Origin of the sequence: Pseudomonas sp. Irchel 3E13, from assembly GCF_900187455.1 — a bacterium.
Taxonomy (GTDB): Bacteria; Pseudomonadota; Gammaproteobacteria; order Pseudomonadales; family Pseudomonadaceae; genus Aquipseudomonas.
On record NZ_FYDX01000011.1, the window covers coordinates 215,000 to 229,417 of the forward strand.

The 14,418-nt window shown below is 62.0% G+C and carries 12 protein-coding genes; 3 read left to right on the plus strand and 9 right to left on the minus strand.

Annotated features, from left to right (window positions below):
- Positions 1-4: 4 nt before the first annotated feature.
- Entirely contained in the window at positions 5-3,301 is a 3,297-nt protein-coding gene (locus CKW37_RS20675; RefSeq protein WP_095157923.1) for a DEAD/DEAH box helicase, read from the plus strand.
- 46 nt (positions 3,302-3,347) lie between these two features.
- Here CKW37_RS20675 and nagZ read toward each other — a convergent pair whose 3' ends face one another.
- Genes nagZ through CKW37_RS20690 form a run of 3 tightly spaced genes read right to left on the minus strand, consistent with a single transcriptional unit; the run spans position 3,348 to position 5,652 of the window.
- Entirely contained in the window at positions 3,348-4,346 is a 999-nt protein-coding gene (nagZ, locus tag CKW37_RS20680; RefSeq protein ID WP_175653864.1) for a beta-N-acetylhexosaminidase, read from the minus strand.
- A gap of 22 nt (positions 4,347-4,368) precedes the next feature.
- The gene (locus CKW37_RS20685; RefSeq protein ID WP_095157927.1) at positions 4,369-4,893 is read right to left on the minus strand and encodes a L,D-transpeptidase; all 525 of its coding nucleotides are present in this window, start codon (positions 4,891-4,893) and stop codon (positions 4,369-4,371) included.
- Between the two features lie 45 nt (positions 4,894-4,938).
- A complete protein-coding gene (locus CKW37_RS20690) occupies positions 4,939-5,652 on the minus strand; it encodes a TetR/AcrR family transcriptional regulator (protein ID WP_095157929.1) in 714 nt (237 codons plus the stop codon).
- 205 nt (positions 5,653-5,857) lie between these two features.
- On the opposite strand from CKW37_RS20690, the gene lexA reads away from it, so the two are divergent.
- Together lexA and sulA are read left to right on the plus strand one after the other, a co-directional pair.
- Complete coding sequence (lexA, locus tag CKW37_RS20695; RefSeq protein ID WP_095157931.1) at positions 5,858-6,472, plus strand: transcriptional repressor LexA; 615 nt, start codon at positions 5,858-5,860, stop codon at positions 6,470-6,472.
- A gap of 13 nt (positions 6,473-6,485) precedes the next feature.
- A complete protein-coding gene (sulA, locus tag CKW37_RS20700) occupies positions 6,486-6,959 on the plus strand; it encodes an SOS-induced cell division inhibitor SulA (RefSeq protein WP_095157933.1) in 474 nt (157 codons plus the stop codon).
- Positions 6,960-7,016: 57 nt separating this feature from the next.
- Here sulA and CKW37_RS20705 read toward each other — a convergent pair whose 3' ends face one another.
- The 6 genes from CKW37_RS20705 to fadB form a co-directional block, all read right to left on the minus strand.
- Positions 7,017-7,250 carry a hypothetical protein gene (locus CKW37_RS20705; protein ID WP_095157935.1) on the minus strand — a complete coding sequence of 78 codons (234 nt, stop codon included), beginning with the start codon at positions 7,248-7,250 and terminating at the stop codon, positions 7,017-7,019.
- A gap of 51 nt (positions 7,251-7,301) precedes the next feature.
- Positions 7,302-7,823, minus strand: a complete 522-nt coding sequence (locus tag CKW37_RS20710; RefSeq protein ID WP_095157937.1) for a DUF6586 family protein — start codon at positions 7,821-7,823, stop codon at positions 7,302-7,304.
- Between the two features lie 157 nt (positions 7,824-7,980).
- A complete protein-coding gene (gene topA / locus CKW37_RS20715; protein WP_095157939.1) occupies positions 7,981-10,590 on the minus strand; it encodes a type I DNA topoisomerase in 2,610 nt (869 codons plus the stop codon).
- Positions 10,591-10,690: 100 nt separating this feature from the next.
- Positions 10,691-10,942, minus strand: a complete 252-nt coding sequence (locus tag CKW37_RS20720; RefSeq protein ID WP_095157941.1) for a DUF1653 domain-containing protein — start codon at positions 10,940-10,942, stop codon at positions 10,691-10,693.
- Positions 10,943-11,019: 77 nt separating this feature from the next.
- A complete protein-coding gene (gene fadA, locus CKW37_RS20725) occupies positions 11,020-12,195 on the minus strand; it encodes an acetyl-CoA C-acyltransferase FadA (protein ID WP_095157943.1) in 1,176 nt (391 codons plus the stop codon).
- A 31-nt stretch (positions 12,196-12,226) separates the two neighbouring features.
- A complete protein-coding gene (gene fadB, locus CKW37_RS20730) occupies positions 12,227-14,374 on the minus strand; it encodes a fatty acid oxidation complex subunit alpha FadB (RefSeq protein WP_095157945.1) in 2,148 nt (715 codons plus the stop codon).
- Between the last annotated feature and the right edge of the window lie 44 nt (positions 14,375-14,418).

The following is a 14,418-nucleotide window of genomic DNA, read 5'->3' on the forward strand; positions in this document are numbered from 1 at the left end:
CGGAATGCCGGGGCCGCTCGATTCGCTGCTTGCCGACGGCAAGTGGAAAGAGGGATTCAGCCACAACGCCCTGAGTCGAGGACTACGTTATGCAGAAGATCAGCGTGTCAGCATCAAGAGCAACGGCGGCGACATAATCCTCGCCACCTGCGCAGGCTCAGGCGGCAATCGTTACCAGCAGACCATTTCCGCCTTCACTCGCGCGGGACGTCCCGGGCTTACCTGCCGCTGCTCGTGCCCGGTCAGCCAGAGTTGCAAGCACTGCGCCGCCGTGTTGTTCCATGCCCAGCAAAAGCTCACGGCCGGCACAGGGCAGGAAATGCCCAGCGACCTGCAAACCTGGCTGGACGGCCTCGAGAAGCCTCGCGCAGACAGCGGCGCGGCCAAACCGGACCGGCAAGGTCGCGGTGTCTACTACTTCATCCGCCTCGAAAACGGTACACCCTTCCTCAATGTGAAGAAGGGCACGCGCCAACCCGATGGCCGCATCCAGGTTGCCCGGCTGCACTCGATCTATGACCTGCTGTACGAACCGCCGAAGTATGTGATGCCCGAGGACCGCGAGATTCTTCTGCGGCTCAACCGCAAGCCCGGCAGTTACCAGATGAGCTTCCCGCTAGACGACCCACATGACGGCGAACTGTTCCAGCAAGCCTTGGACACCGGCCGACTGATGATCGACGAGGACATGCCTCCCGTGCAGCCCGGCCCTTCCCGGCACGGCGAGTTTCGCTGGGTACGCATGAACAACGGCAACTACCGCGGCGACTGGTATGACGGCGAGGAGCCGGTAGGCATGACACTCCCCTTCCAGCCGCTGTATTACTTGAGCGGATTGACCTTGCAGGCCGGCCTGCTCCAGCACGACCTGGACCCATACGTCGCCCTGCAACTGACCCGCGCCCCGGACGTTCCGGAGCCGCTGGTGGCACAGCTCAGCCACCGCCTGAGCGCGCTGAATCAACAGGTCCCGACCCCGACAAAATTGCAGGAAGAAACAATCGACCATCTAAGCCCCGCTGCCCACCTGATCCTGGGCAGCCACGAATTCAGCGCCTACGCCCCGAAAACCGGGCGCATGCAACGGCAACTGCAACACCGCGCCGCGCTCTCTTTCAACTATGACGGCGTCCGCGCCAGCGGCACCGACGGAAAATCCCCGACCCGCCTGGTCGGCAGCACCACCCAACATATTCAGCGCGACACACAGGCCGAACAGGTGTTCAGGAAAACCCTGCAACGCTGGGGCTTCAAGGTCGCCACCCGGCAAAGCAAGGCGCTGCCGGAGACTGCCGGGGAACTGCTCCTGCTCGACACCGACCAGCAGTGGCTGGCATTCGCCCGCGAGGGCATCCCGGCGTTGCGCGAGGCCGGCTGGGAACTCGAGATCCACGATGACTTCGCGTTCATCCTGCAGGAGGTCGACGACTGGTACGCCGATATCGAGGAAAATCCCAGCCAACAGTGGTTCGACCTGGAACTGGGCATCGTCGTCAACGGCGAGCGTCACAGCCTTCTGCCGATCCTCCTGCACCTGCTGCGCAGCAACCCCGAACTGCTTCGGTCCGGCGAACTGGCCAGACGCGGTGACGACGAACACCTGCTGATCGACCTGAATCGCCACCGCCATGGCAGCGCCGCAGCCCGCGTCGCCCTGCCCTACGCGCGCATCAAGCCGCTGATGGCCACCTTGGGCGAGCTGTACCTGACCGAAAATGATGGCCGCTCACTGCGCCTTGCCGCACCGGATGCGGCGCGCCTGAGCAACCTGGACGAGGTGCCCCTCACCTGGCTCGGCGGCGAACGTGTACGCGACTTCGCGACGCGCCTTAAAAGCGCCCAGTACACCGAAGTCCAGGCACCGGAAGGCCTCAATGCCACGCTGCGCCCCTATCAACTGGAAGGCCTCAGCTGGCTGCAAACACTGCGCAGCCTGGACATCGGCGGCCTGCTTGGCGACGACATGGGCCTGGGCAAGACCCTGCAGACCCTCAGCCATGTGCTGACGGAAAAGAACGCCGGCCGCCTGCAGAGTCCGGCACTTGCCGTCATGCCCACCAGCCTGATCCCGAACTGGCTGGACGAAGCCGAGCGCTTCACCCCGCAACTGCGCGTGATCGCCCTGCACGGGCCGGGCCGCACCAAGCACTTCGCCAATCTGAAGGACTACGACCTGGTACTCAGCACCTACGCGCTGCTGCCCCGGGACCTGGAGCACTTCACCCCGATCGACTGGCACCTGGTGATCCTCGATGAAGCGCAGAACATCAAGAACGCCACCAGCAAGGCCGCACAAGCCGCGCGCGAGCTAAAGGCCACCCAGCGCCTGTGCCTGACCGGCACGCCCATGGAAAACAACCTCGGCGAACTTTGGTCGATCTTCCACTTCCTGATGCCGGGCTGGCTGGGCGACAGCAAACGCTTCGCCCGCGACTACCGCACCCCGATCGAAAAACATGGCGACGGCGAACGCATGAGCCACCTGGCGGGCCGCATTCGTCCGTTCCTGTTGCGCCGCACCAAGGAGCAGGTGGCCAAGGAACTGCCGGCCAAGAGCGAGATCATCCACTGGGTCGACCTCAGCGATGCCCAGCGCGATACCTATGAAACGGTGCGCGTGGCCATGGACAGCAAGGTCCGCGCCGAAATCACCCGCAGCGGTGCGGCGCGCAGCCAGATCGTCATCCTTGATGCCCTGCTGAAGCTGCGTCAGGTGTGCTGTGACCTGCGCCTGGTGGCCAACGCCAATGTCAAAGGTCCGCAGTCCGACAAGGGCAAACTGGGCAGCCTGATGGACATGCTCGATGAGTTGCTCAACGAAGGCCGGCGCATCCTGCTGTTCTCGCAGTTCACCTCGATGCTGGCGTTGATCGAAGAAGAACTGCAAAAGCGCAAGGTGAGCTACAGCCTGCTGACCGGCGACACCAAGGACCGTCGCACGCCCGTGCAGCAGTTCCAGAACGGCGAAACGCCCGTGTTCCTGATCAGCCTGAAAGCCGGCGGCACCGGGCTGAACCTGACCGCGGCCGATACGGTGATTCACTACGACCCCTGGTGGAACCCGGCCACGGAAAACCAGGCGACCGACCGCGCTTACCGCATAGGCCAGGACAAACCGGTGTTCGTCTACAAGCTGATCACCCGCGGAACCGTGGAAGAGAAGATCCAGAAGCTGCAAAAAGACAAAGCCGCCCTGGCTGCAGGGCTGCTTGAAGGAAATGAGGCGGGTCAGTGGAAGCTGGCGGCGGACGATATCGAAGCGCTGTTCGCGCCGCTGCCGGAAAGCAAGAAAGCCAAGTGATGAAGGCAACAGCCCGCCGCCTCTCGACGGCGGGCATGCTCGGCAATCAGTCGACCAACTGGGCCTGTTTCAAGGCGCCCAGCGCTTCCAGCCAGCGCGGCTGCTGGCGGTAGTCGGTACGGGCAAAGCCCTGGCCGCGCATGGCCGCGATGCGCGGCGATGGCGTGACCTTCAAGCGCTGGGCAGCACTCAGGGCCAGCTCGGCCGCCGCCCGGTCATTGCACACCAGACCCATGTCGCAACCGGCAGTCAGCGCGGCCTCGATGCGACTGGCGGCATCGCCGACCACATGGGCGCCAGCCATGGACAGATCATCGCTGAAAATCACCCCGTCGAAGCCCAACTCGCCACGCAGGATGTCTTGCAGCCAGCGGCGGGAGAAGCCTGCCGGCTGGTTGTCGACCTGTGGATAAATCACGTGGGCCGGCATCACTGCGGCCAGTTGGCCGCTCAGACGGGTGAACGGCACCAGGTCCGCCGCGCGGATCTGCTCCAGGCTGCGCTCGTCAGTAGGAATAGCCACATGGGAGTCGGCTTCCGCCCAGCCGTGGCCGGGGAAGTGCTTGCCACAGGCGGCCATGCCGGCGGCGTTCATGCCGCGGATGAAAGCGCCGGCGAGCGCGGTCGCCCGCTCAGGATCGCCTTCGAAAGCGCGGCTGCCGACCACGGCACTGCGCTGGTGGTCGAGGTCCAGCACCGGCGCGAAGCTCAGGTCCAGGCCGACCGCCAGGACTTCGGTGGCCATCAGCCAACCGCACTGCTCCGCCAGGTACTCGGCATTGGGATTGTCGGCAATTGCACGCATCGCCGGCAGGCGCACGAAGCCCTGGCGCAGGCGCTGCACGCGGCCGCCTTCCTGGTCGACGGCAAGGATCAGCTCAGGGCGAATGGCGCGGATCGACGCGGTCAGCTCGCGCACCTGGCGCGGGCTGTCGATATTGCGCGCAAAAATGATCAGGCCGGCCACTTCGGGCTGGCGCAGGAGGTGGCGGTCTTCGGCGGTCAGCCAGGTACCGGCGATATCCACCATCAGGGAGCCTTGCAGGCTGGCACTCATAAATGATCCTTCAGTTGACGGGGCCGCTGGCCCACTGCGGGCAGGCGGCTTCTTCTATTTGCACCGGACAATGCACCGGAACCCGCTCGAACAGGCTCACCAGATCGGCATTGCGCAGGCGCACGCAGCCATGGGACAGCGGCACGCCCATGGGTTCCGTGTCAGGTGTGCCATGCAGGTAAATATAACGACGGAAGGTGTCCACCGCACCGAGGCGGTTGCGGCCGGGCTCGCAGCCACTGAGCCAGAGAATTCGCGAGAGGATCCAGTCGCGCCCGGGAAATTGTGCGTGCAGGTCGGGGGTCCAGGTTTCGCCGGTCCAGCGTCGCCCGCGAAGCACCGCGCCTTGAGGCAGCCCGACGCCGATCTTCGCGCGCACCTGATGCAGGCCGCGCGGCGTGCAGCCGGAGCCGTTGTTTTCACCTGGACCATTGAGCGCCGTGGACACCGGCAGACGCACGACCAGACGGCCTTGGGAGAACCCGTAGAGGCATTGGTCAGCGAGGGAAATATGCAGCAGATCGAGAGTAGACATGGGGCGCTAGCTTAGCCGAAGCCAGTCGTCGCGCCCAGTCGCGAATCAGGCCTTGGCCGGTGCCGGCGCGCTACCTGACTTGTTGCGCGGACGCAGTTGCGCGGCAGCCATGGCCTCGTCGGTGACACCGCTGTCGGCACGCATGCCGGCGGCGAGAAACGGCACCATCAGGCGCATGACCTGCTCGATGGAGGTGTTGATGCCGAAATCGGTTTCCGCGATGGCCCGCAGCGCCTTGATCCCCGACATGCTGAACGCCGCGGCACCAAGCATGAAGTGCACGCGCCAGAACAGCTCGATGGGCGGGATGCGCGGAGCGGCTTCATTGACCAGCAGCATGTAGCGGCGGAACACTTTGCCATACATGTCTTCCAGGTAACGCCGCAAGTGCCCCTGGCTCTGACTGAAGGCCAGGCCCAGCAAACGCATGAAGATGGACAGGTCGTTGCCGCTGCGTGGCTGCACCACCAGCGCCTGCTCCACCAGCATCTCCAGCAGCTCTTCCAGGTTCGGCTTGTGCTCCGGACGCGCCTGTCGGCGATCCAGCTCACGCTCGAGGCTCTGGCAGAAAGGCCCGAGGAAACGCGAGAAGACCGCCTGGATCAGCGCCTTCTTCGAACCAAAGTGATAGTTGACCGCGGCCAGATTGACTCCGGCTTTGCTGGTGATCAGCCGCAACGACGTTTCAGCGAACCCTTTTTCCGCGAACAGCTGCTCGGCAGCATCGAGAATGCGTTCAACGGTTTCCGATTGGGCCATGGGTAATCCACCTGACAAACAGTTGTTTGAAACATACGTTTCATGGTCGTGACTGTCAAGTCAGGCGGGCAATTAGATCACAGCTTCAGACGCCAGGCAGGCAAAGATCACCAGGCTTTTTCCTGCCGCTTGCCGCTTGATGCTTGCAGCTGCCCTTCTACTGTATATAATCCCAGTCACTGTATAAAAAGACAGAGCCATCGACATGCTAAAACTGACGCCACGCCAAGCTGAGATTCTGGCTTTTATCAAGCGCTGCCTGGAAGACAACGGCTTCCCCCCTACCCGGGCTGAAATCGCCCAGGAACTGGGCTTCAAGTCTCCCAACGCCGCCGAGGAGCACCTCAAGGCGCTGGCGCGAAAAGGCGCCATCGAAATGACCCCCGGTGCTTCCCGCGGCATTCGCATCCCCGGCTTCGAAGCACGCCAGAGCCAGGACGACAGCTCGCTGCCGATCATCGGTCGCGTGGCCGCCGGCGCGCCGATCCTCGCCCAGCAACACATCGAGGAATCCTGCGCCATCAACCCCACCTTCTTCCATCCTCGCGCCGACTACCTGCTACGCGTGCACGGCATGAGCATGAAGGACGTCGGCATTTACGACGGCGACCTGCTGGCCATACACACCTGCCGTGAAGCGCGCAATGGTCAGATCGTCGTAGCCCGACTGGGTGACGAAGTGACGGTCAAGCGCTTCAAACGTGAAGGCAGCAAGGTCTGGCTGCTTGCGGAGAATCCCGAATTCGCGCCCATCGAGGTGAACCTGAAAGAACAGGATCTGGTGATCGAGGGTTTGAGTGTCGGCGTCATTCGCCGATAAATCAGGAGGCGTCATGCAGTTTCCACACGCACCACAGCAAGTACAGTTAACCCTGTTCGAGGCATTCCTGGCCCAGCCGGTCCTGCCGAAGCTGAAAACCGAAGCGCCCGCACGCGTCAGCAGCACCCCGGACGCGTTCAGCGAGTTGTCTTTCCGTGGTGCGCTGGAGCACTGCCAGAATCTGCTGGCGCCGATCCTGCGTGAGCTGAGTGAAGAACAGGATGCCCGCTGGCTGACCCTGATCGCCCCGCCCGCCAGCCTGACGCAGACCTGGCTGCGCGAAGCCGGGCTCAACCGCGAACGTATCCTGATCCTGCAACCACGCGGCAATCAAAGCGCGATGCAACTGGCCTGCGACGCCCTGCGCCTGGGCCGCAGCCACACCGTGGTGAGCTGGCTGAACCCGGTCAGCGCCGCCGCGCGGCAACAACTGACCCGTGCCGCACGCGCCGGTAGCGCGCAAAGCCTGAATATTCGTTTGGGCTGATACTTGAATTGACCCGCGAGAGTCCGGCTTCCTCATTGCGAGGAAGCCCGGTCACCATCAATGAAGGACCCGCGGACCTTCGTCCCGCTCGATCTCACCTTCCACCAGACGACCTGCCATCTGCACGCCAACGCTGAGCATGGCCTTGGCCACCTCTACATGCTGGCCCTGCAGGAACGCCTTGGCATCTTCGGAGAAGTTCAGGGTTACCAACGAACCCTCGTCCTCGGCACGGCGCAGCTCGATCCGGCCATCAGGCAACTCGACAATTTCTAGAAAGGACGTGGGCATATCAGGAATGTTCTCCAGGAAAGACCGGCATTGTAACAGTGACCGTTACGATCAGCACTCACTCAACCCCTCGCGAAAACGGACGGTAAGCTTCTTCAGATTCTGCCGCCACTCCTCCAATTCCTCCCGAGAAAGCGGTGCCACCTCGGGTGCGTCGAGGCTGACAGCATGAATCAACGGCTGAGTAACATCGCCTTTCGGGGCTTTTGTTGCGACCGGCGGTTTGAACAAATCGGAATAAGCTTTTAACAGTCGTGCCAGCCAGGTCTCTGATTGCTGGGCCAGTTCCACCAGTTCGGCCATTTCCGGAATGGCGATCGCTTCCAGCACCTCAGGGGTCAGCAAGGCCTCAGCCCGTGGCGCGGCGGCCTGTGGCAACCGATAGAAGCCGGCGATTTCATGGCACAGCCCCAGCAGTGCACCGTAGAGGTGAAACAACGCTGACTCGCGCTCGGCCTGGAGCAGCGCCTGGGCGTTCATGGCCCGACTCTCCTGAGCCTTGCCCATACCTTCAAGCGCAAGGCCAGCGAAGAAAATTTTCTGATTGGTACGGGTATAGAGTTCCTGGGCCATGAAGGCGCTCTCCGATAAGGCTGCGGGGCGAGGTCTGTCAGTTTCGGGGAAGCGTTTCCCCCGCGCAAGGATCTGTGATGGATAAGGTCCGTCCAGACAAACAAAAAAGCCGTGTCCGACACTGTCAGACACGGCCCTCGAACGCGAAGATCAGCGCTTAGCGCTTGTCTTCGATCTTCCACGCATTGCCGTCATAGAACGCACGCCAGCCGGTCGGCTTGCCTTCCACTTCGGTCTGCACGTACTGCTCCTTGGTCTTGCGGCTGTAGCGAATCACCGCCGGGCGACCATCCGGATCCTTCTGCGGCGCTTCGCAAAGGAAGTGGTACTTCGGATCGATCTCATGCTTGTGCGGGATGATCTCGATCACCAGCGGCGCGCGGGTTTCGCGGTTTTTCGGGAACTGGCTGGCAGCCAGGAACAGCCCGGAAGCACCGTCACGCAGCACGTAGGTGTCGTTGACCTTCTCGCACTTGAGCTCCGGCATGTCCACCTTGTCCATCTTCGGTGGCGCTGCTTCGCCGTTCTTGAGCAGCTTGCGGGTGTTCTTGCACTCCGAGTTGGTGCAACCGAAGAACTTGCCGAAACGCCCGGTCTTGAGCTGCATTTCACTGCCGCACTTGTCGCATTCCAGGCTCGGACCTTCGTAGCCCTTGATCCGGTAGTTGCCTTCCTCGATCTCGTAGCCGGTGCAGTCCGGGTTGTTGCCACAGATGTGCAGCTTGCGCTTCTCGTCCAGCAGGTAGGCATCCATCGCCGTCGAGCAGATCGGGCAACGGTGCTTGCCAAGCAGCACGAGGGATTCGGACTCGCCTTCGTCATCCGCGGCAATCTCGTCGCCCGGCACCAGGTTCACGGTGGCCTTGCAGCGCTCTTTCGGCGGCAGGCTGTAGCCCGAGCAACCGAGGAACACACCGGTGGACGCGGTGCGGATCATCATGTGCCGGCCGCATTCCTTGCATGGAATGTCGGTCGGGGTCGGCTGGTTAGCGCGCATGCCGTTTTCGCTGGCCTCGGCGACCTGCAGCTTCTTGCTGAAATCACCGTAGAACTCGTCCAGCACGTTCTTCCAGTCACGCTCGCCATGGGCCACGTCGTCGAGGTTCTCCTCCATGCCGGCGGTGAAGCCGTAGTCCATGAGGTTGGAGAAGCTCTCCGACAGGCGCTCGGTGACAATGTCGCCCATCTTCTCGGAGTAGAAGCGGCGGTTGTGCAGGGTCACGTAGCCGCGGTCCTGGATGGTGGAAATGATTGCCGCGTAGGTCGATGGACGACCGATACCGCGTTTTTCCATTTCCTTGACCAGACTTGCCTCGGAGTAACGCGCAGGCGGCTTGGTGAAGTGCTGGCTCGGATCAATCTGGATCAGCTTGAGCACTTCGCCCTGGTTCATTTCCGGCAGAACGTCGTCGTCGCCCGGTTTGCTTTGCTGCGGCAGCACCCGGGTGTAACCGTCGAACTTGAGGATGCGGCCCTTGGCGCGCAGCTCGAAATCACCTGCGGCAACGCTGACAGTGGTCGACAGGTACTGCGCCGGTGGCATCTGGCAGGCCAGGAACTGACGCCAGATCAGCTCGTACAGGCGCTCTGCATCGCGCTCCATGCCGCTGAGCTTGCTCGGATGGGTATTGACGTCGGAAGGACGAATCGCTTCGTGCGCCTCCTGGGCGCCTTCCTTGCTGCCGTAGACCAGCGGGGCCTCGGGCAGGTATTTCTTGCCGAATTCGCTTTCGATGTAGCTGCGCGCCATCTCCAGTGCGTCCGTCGACAGGTTGGTCGAGTCGGTACGCATATAGGTGATGTAGCCCGCTTCATAGAGCCGTTGCGCCATCATCATGGTCTTCTTCACGCCGAAGCCGAGGCGATTGCTCGCCGCCTGCTGCAGGGTCGAAGTGATGAAGGGTGCCGACGGCTTGCTGCTGGTCGGGCGGTCTTCGCGCTTGGCCACGGTGTAGCTGGAAGACTTGAGCTTTTCCAGGGCCGCCATGGCCTGTGCTTCGTTCAGCGGCTTGAAGGCCTCGCCTTTTTCCCGGGCAACCTCGAAGCGCACCTTGGCGTTCTTGGCAGTACCGAGGTCAGCGTGGACTTCCCAGTATTCTTCCGGGATGAAGGCACGGATTTCCCGCTCACGCTCCACCACCAGCTTCACGGCTACCGACTGCACGCGGCCGGCCGACAGGCCCCGGGCAATCTTCTGCCACAGCAGCGGCGAGACCATGTAACCGACCACGCGGTCGAGGAAGCGGCGGGCCTGCTGCGCGTTGACCCGGTCGATATCCAGCTCGCCTGGCTGGGAGAAAGCTTCCTGGATGGCCTTCTTGGTGATTTCGTTGAACACCACGCGCTTGTAGCGGCTGTCATCCCCACCGATGGCTTCCCGCAGGTGCCAGGCAATGGCTTCCCCTTCGCGGTCCAAGTCGGTTGCGAGATAGATGGTGTCGGCATCCTTGGCGAGGCGGCGCAGCTCCTCGATCACCTTCTCCTTGCCCGGGAGAATCTCGTACTTGGCTTTCCAGCCATGATCGGGATCGACACCCATGCGGGCGACCAGTTGCTTGCGCGCCTTTTCCTTGGGCGACAGCGCCGGGGCCTCGCCCGCGGTCTTGCCACGCTTGGCAGCCGGTTCCTTGGTGGCACTGGCCGAACCGCTGGTGGGCAGGTCTCGGATATGGCCGATACTCGACTTCACCACGTACTGGTTGCCCAGGTACTTGTTGATGGTCTTGGCCTTAGCCGGGGATTCCACAATGACCAGCGATTTGCCCATGGATCGGAAAATTCCTGAATACTGAAAATAAAAACACGGCAGGTACCTGACGCGGCACCGCTATATATAGTGGCTATAGAATGAGGTCAAGCGCGGGAGTTCAGCCGCCTGCACCATCCGGACGGGAAAACAGTGTCGTTTCCGCCTCAATCAAAGCAAAGCGTGGCACCTGCTCGCCGTCAACTTCGACCGACTCGAGAAACATCGAAAGAGGCCTGACCCAAAGACCGAATTCGCCGTACAGGGCTTGGTAAAACACCACCCACTCCTCGGTCTCGGAATGCTGTGCAACGCTGAAGACACGGTACTCAGGCCCCTTGTAGTGCCGGTATACGCCTGGTTGTATCTGCATGCCGCTGGCCCTCTTGAAAAAAAATTCCGAAAAAACAAAAACCGGGGCACCAGGCCCCGGTTTGGTCAACCACGCGATCAGACGCGCTCGAAGACCGTGGTGATACCCTGACCGAGGCCGACGCACATGGTCGACACGCCGAAGGTACCGCCGTTCTGCTTCATGACGTTGAGCAGAGTGCCGGAAATCCGTGCACCCGAGCAACCGAACGGATGGCCCAAAGCAATCGCGCCGCCGTGCAGGTTAACCTTCTCGTCCATCTTGTCGAGCACTTTCAGATCCTTCAGCACCGGCAGGGCCTGTGCAGCGAAGGCTTCGTTGAGCTCGAAGAAGTCGATGTCGGCAATGCTCAGACCCGCGCGTTTGAGCGCTTTCTGGGTCGCCGGCACCGGGCCGTACCCCATGATCGCCGGGTCGACACCGGCCACCGCCATCGAGCGGATCACGGCCAGCGGCTGGATGCCCAGGTCCTGGGCACGCTGGGCCGACATCACGATCATGCACGAAGCGCCATCGGTGATCTGCGAGGAAGTACCCGCAGTCACGGTCCCGCCTTTCGGGTTGAACGCAGGGCGCAGTGCAGCCAGGCTTTCCAGGGTGGTGTCCGGACGAATGGTTTCATCGTAGTCGAAGACCTTGAGGAAGCCATTCTCGTCGTAACCCTGCATCGGGATGATCTCGTCCTTGAACTTGCCTTCCACGGTCGCCTTGTGGGCGAGCTGGTGGGAGCGCAGACCGAACAGATCCTGCTGTTCACGGCTGATGCCGTGCATTTTGCCGAGCATCTCGGCGGTCAGGCCCATCATGCCCGACGCCTTGGCGGCGTACAGCGACATGTGCGGGTTCGGATCGACGCCGTGCATCATGCTGACGTGGCCCATGTGCTCGACACCACCGACGACGAACACATCACCGTTGCCGGTCATGATCGCCTGAGCGGCGGTGTGCAGCGCGCTCATGGACGAGCCGCACAGGCGGCTGACGGTCTGGCCCGCAGCAGTGTGCGGGATCTGGGTCATCAGCGACGCCATGCGCGCGATGTTCCAGCCCTGCTCCAGGGTCTGGTTCACACAGCCCCAGATCACGTCCTCGACTTCAGCCGGGTCGACCTTGCTGTTGCGCTCCAGGACCTTGCTGATCAGGTGCGCGGACATGTCTTCGGCGCGGGTATTGCGGTGCATGCCACCCTTGGAGCGGCCCATCGGTGTGCGACCGAAGTCGACAATCACCACGTCTCTTGGATTCAGGCTCATATATTTTCTCTCGCTCTATACCGTTGGGCGCTTAACCGAAGAAGCTCTGACCATTTTTGGCCATTTCACGCAGCTTCGCGGTGGGGTGGTACAGCGGACCCAGATCGGCGTACTTGTCTGCCAGGGCAACGAATTCGGCCACACCGATCGAATCGATGTAACGCAGCGCGCCGCCCCGGAAGGGAGGGAAACCAATGCCGTAAACCAGGCCCATGTCGGCCTCGGCCGCGGTTTCGACGATGCCGTCTTCCAGGCAGCGCACGGTCTCCAGGCACAGCGGGACCATCATCCAGTTGATGATGTCTTCATCAGTGACTTCGCGTTGTTCGAAAATGATCGGCTTGAGCACTTCGAGGACCGAGGCGTCAGCGACTTTCTTCGGCTTTCCGCGCTTGTCGGTTTCGTAGGAGTAGAAGCCCTTGCCGTTCTTCTGGCCCAGGCGGTTGGCTTCGTACAGCGCATCGACAGCCGAACGACGATCATCCTTCATGCGGTCCGGGAAGCCCTCGGCCATTACGTCGCGACCGTGGTGGCCGGTGTCGATGCCGACCACGTCCATCAGGTACGCCGGGCCCATCGGCCAGCCAAATTTTTCCATGACTTTATCGATGCGGACGAAGTCCACACCAGCGCTGACCAGCTTGGCGAAACCGCCGAAGTACGGGAACAGCACGCGGTTGACCAGGAAGCCCGGGCAGTCGTTGACGACGATCGGGTTCTTGCCCATTTTCTTGGCGTAGGCCACGGTGGTGGCGACGGCCACTTCACTGGACTTCTCGCCACGGATGACTTCGACCAGCGGCATCATGTGCACCGGGTTGAAGAAGTGCATGCCGACAAAGTTTTCCGGACGCTTGAGCGCCTTGGCCAGCAGGTTGATGGAGATGGTCGAGGTGTTCGAGGCGAGAATCGCATCGTCCTTGACCTGGCCTTCGACCTCGGCCAGAACGGCCTGCTTGACTTTCGGATTTTCGACCACGGCTTCAACGACGATGTCGACGTTGGCGAAATCGCCGTAGGACAGGGTCGGACGAATCGCGTTCAGCGCCTCGGCCATCTTGGCCGGGGTCAGACGGCCTTTTTCGACGCGCTTGCCAAGCAGCTTGGAGGCTTCGTTCAGGCCCAGCTGGATGGCTTCCTCGCGGATATCCTTCATCAGGATCGGCGTGCCCTTGACCGCGGACTGGTAGGCGATACCGCCACCCATGATGCCGGCGCCGAGTACGGCGGCCTGCTTCACGTCATGGGCGATTTCGTCGTGGGCCTTGGCTTTGCGCTTGAGTTCCTGGTCGTTCAGGAACAGGCCGATCAGGCTTTCGGCAACCGAAGTCTTGGCCAGTTTGGCGAAGCCGGCGGCCTCGACTTCCAGCGCCTTGTCCCGACCGAAGTTGGCGGCTTTCTGGATGGTCTTGATCGCTTCGACCGGCGCTGGGTAGTTCGGGCCGGCCTGGCCAGCAACGAAGCCCTTGGCGGTTTCGAAGGCCATCATCTGCTCGATGGCGTTGAGCTTGAGTTTTTCCAGCTTCGGCTGACGCTTGGCCTTGTGGTCGAACTCGCCGCTGATGGCGCGCTTGATCAGGTCCAGAGCTGCTTCAGCCAGCTTCTCGGGGGCGACAACAGCGTCGACAGCGCCAACTTTCAGCGCGTCTTCAGCACGGTTTTCCTTGCCCGATGCGATCCACTCGACCGCGTTGTCGGCGCCGATCAGGCGCGGCAGGCGAACGGTACCGCCGAAGCCCGGGTAGATACCCAGTTTGACTTCCGGCAGGCCGATCTTGGCGCTGCTGGACATGACGCGGAAGTCGGCCGCGAGGCACATTTCCAGGCCGCCGCCCAAGGCGATGCCGTTGATGGCAACGACAGTCGGCACGCCGAGGTCTTCAAAGTCGCTGAAAATGCGGTTGGCTTCCAGGTTGCCGGCGACCAGGTCGGCCTCGGGCAGCTTGAAGTTATCGACAAACTCGGTGATGTCCGCGCCGACGATGAAGACGTCCTTGCCACTGCTGACAATCACGCCTTTGATCGATGCGTCGGCCTTGATGGTGTCCACCGCCTGACGCAGTTCGTTCAGGGTAAGACGGTTGAATTTGTTGACGGACTCACCCTTGAGGTCGAACTTCAGTTCGACGATGCCGCTTTCAAGAGCCTTAACCGTGATGGCTTTACCTTCGTAAATCATCAACTGATCTCCACGATATGGAAGCTGAACTGTACACGCTGATC

What these genes read in the sequence shown, in the direction of transcription:
- CKW37_RS20675 (WP_095157923.1), top strand. Translation starts at nt 5, where the DNA reads ATGCCGGGGCCGCTCGATTCGCTGCTTGCCGACGGCAAGTGGAAAGAG.
- CKW37_RS20720 (WP_095157941.1), bottom strand. Translation starts at nt 10,942, where the DNA reads ATGCAGATACAACCAGGCGTATACCGGCACTACAAGGGGCCTGAGTAC.
- sulA (WP_095157933.1), top strand. Translation starts at nt 6,486, where the DNA reads ATGCAGTTTCCACACGCACCACAGCAAGTACAGTTAACCCTGTTCGAG.
- CKW37_RS20690 (WP_095157929.1), bottom strand. Translation starts at nt 5,652, where the DNA reads ATGGCCCAATCGGAAACCGTTGAACGCATTCTCGATGCTGCCGAGCAG.
- fadB (WP_095157945.1), bottom strand. Translation starts at nt 14,374, where the DNA reads ATGATTTACGAAGGTAAAGCCATCACGGTTAAGGCTCTTGAAAGCGGC.
- CKW37_RS20685 (WP_095157927.1), bottom strand. Translation starts at nt 4,893, where the DNA reads ATGTCTACTCTCGATCTGCTGCATATTTCCCTCGCTGACCAATGCCTC.
- lexA (WP_095157931.1), top strand. Translation starts at nt 5,858, where the DNA reads ATGCTAAAACTGACGCCACGCCAAGCTGAGATTCTGGCTTTTATCAAG.
- CKW37_RS20705 (WP_095157935.1), bottom strand. Translation starts at nt 7,250, where the DNA reads ATGCCCACGTCCTTTCTAGAAATTGTCGAGTTGCCTGATGGCCGGATC.
- fadA (WP_095157943.1), bottom strand. Translation starts at nt 12,195, where the DNA reads ATGAGCCTGAATCCAAGAGACGTGGTGATTGTCGACTTCGGTCGCACA.
- CKW37_RS20710 (WP_095157937.1), bottom strand. Translation starts at nt 7,823, where the DNA reads ATGGCCCAGGAACTCTATACCCGTACCAATCAGAAAATTTTCTTCGCT.
- topA (WP_095157939.1), bottom strand. Translation starts at nt 10,590, where the DNA reads ATGGGCAAATCGCTGGTCATTGTGGAATCCCCGGCTAAGGCCAAGACC.